1 protein-coding gene is annotated in these 1,603 nt (G+C 48.8%); it reads right to left on the minus strand.

Features of this window, described 5'->3' with window-relative positions:
• Nucleotides 1–387: 387 nt before the first annotated feature.
• Complete coding sequence (locus J8I82_RS37600) at nucleotides 388–786, minus strand: hypothetical protein (protein ID WP_209765676.1); 399 nt, start codon at nucleotides 784–786, stop codon at nucleotides 388–390.
• Nucleotides 787–1,603: the final 817 nt, after the last annotated feature.

Here is a 1,603-nt window from a genome sequence, read left to right on the forward strand (position 1 = left end):
GTGCCCACCGGTATCAAGCCAGGCGCCGAAAACCAACGCCTGGCTGCATGAATGAGGCGACATCTACCTTGACGCGCTCCGCCTTGTTGCGGGGGCTGTGCCGTCTGATACCGCCATTTCTAAATTGTAAAGTACTGTAAGGGCTTCCCCTTTGACGCAAGGCGTCAATGAGATTCTGTTGCTAGCCGAATGCGCACGCATCAAGTTTCGGGTCAGCGACTATATCGATCCGGCTTGTTGCTCACGTTTGCTGACACTGCGGGAGCCCCCCCGGTACCGGCAATGTACGCAATAGGCATCGGCGGTTCTGGTGACGCTGATTAGGCACAGGTTGCTTCTGCTTTGTGCTGTCCAGACCTCGGCCCCTGACCGACATATGAGTATGTTCTACCGTTTATTTATTTCGTTAATTAAATTTGCAAACTGCTGTGGATTTCTATCCCTTAATGAAGAAAGACCGGCTTTTATGCTGTCAACCCGACTAGTCGACATGCCATCTCTTATGCGATTAATTTCCTTGATCTTTTCGATAAAATCTTCGGATGGGCCGGTCACATTCAAGGTATTTCCATCTGAATTCGTTTTTGACAGTTCATTGAGGGCCTCAACGATTTTGTCTATTTGAACGTCGATTTCTATGTTTGTGCCACCGAAGCGCCAGCCAGCGAGAATTGATTGATTCAGCCACTCCGGTGAAAAAAATCTTGCGTAGGAGTCAATTAGCCCTTCGGCGGAATTAGACCATCTCGCAAGGAATTCTGATGGGGTTTCTATGCACAAAAACATAAGGTATCCCTCGGGTATGTTGCTGTTGACGCGATCAATGTTGATAAAGTCTTAATTTTAAACAAAATCTCGTAGTTTATCTGCGCGAAATACTGGCGGTATGGATGGCGTCCGATCATAATATGCTATTTATAATCGATGGAAATCTTTTGGCTTGCGACGACATGATATATCAGCTGAAATTCACTTCTTCCATCTTGGCTGCTTCCACTTGTATTTTCCGCACAAATTAATTCACAATCGGCAGTTCGGAGTGTTCGTGTCTGTAAGGTAAGATCCTCGTCACTGGTTAGCATGATCTATGCCATTAACACTAAAATTCGTGTGCCCGCGAGTACTGCAAGTATTAAATTTTCCTAGTACCGTTTTCGATCTAATCAGACAATAGATGTCGATTTTGTCTCTATTGCGACATTGGGTAATGTGTAATGCGTGCTTTCGTGATAGCTACAGTCGAGCGAGACACCATGCGACGAAAGGCAACATGGTAAGGATGGCGGCCATGAGTCCGACGTGTCGCAGGCATACGCCGACCTGCTGCGACCACGAAGTCCATGCGTTGGGGCGAGGCAGCTACCCGGGCGTATAGAAGTGCGACGAAAGCCAGGCAAGGCCGTAAAGTAGGTGGCCGTCAAGCGGAGCAAGATCAAGGCGATGGCTGACGGAACTGTGTTCGGACAGGGATCCGGACTTTTTAAGTGGAAGCGCTGGGGCAGTCAGGCTGCCGATTTGATCGCTGACAGCGAGGCGAAGTATGCCTCATCCGGGGTCTGGTCCGTCAGACTGGAATGGGGCCGTCGTTGGTTGTACCAAGTTA

The organism is Cupriavidus consociatus (assembly GCF_017814975.1).
Taxonomy (GTDB): domain Bacteria; phylum Pseudomonadota; class Gammaproteobacteria; order Burkholderiales; family Burkholderiaceae; genus Cupriavidus; species Cupriavidus consociatus.